Source organism: Bacillus sp. SIMBA_154, from assembly GCF_046536015.1.
Lineage (GTDB): Bacteria > Bacillota > Bacilli > Bacillales > Bacillaceae > Bacillus > Bacillus pumilus_P.
The window spans coordinates 1-247 of record NZ_JAWJBV010000519.1 but is presented as its reverse complement, the minus strand read 5'-3'; the positions used below and the strand labels follow the sequence as shown (position 1 = coordinate 247).

The following is a 247-nucleotide window of genomic DNA, read 5'->3' as shown; positions in this document are numbered from 1 at the left end:
AGCAGAATATTCACCCACTCTGTTGGCATAATAGGCCATTCTTCAGCCCGGGCTATATGCGTAGTGCCCGTGGTTAGCCACACCACCAAATCTTTGTTATGAATATTTTCATCATCTGCAACAAAGGCTCCTAGCCCCGTATCTTTGTCAGAGCGATTGGGATAAGTACCCTCTGGATATAACTCATTCGTCTTGTATTTTGTCACCCAAATTTGTTTATCCATAAAGCTAAGACGATTAAATAACC

Annotated in this window: 1 protein-coding gene; it reads right to left on the bottom strand. The window is 42.1% G+C overall.

All coding sequences use genetic code 11. The features are described 5' to 3' along the window. The coding region (locus tag R0K30_RS22985; RefSeq protein WP_486304039.1) for a copper amine oxidase at nucleotides 1-247 on the bottom strand (247 nt) is incomplete at both ends.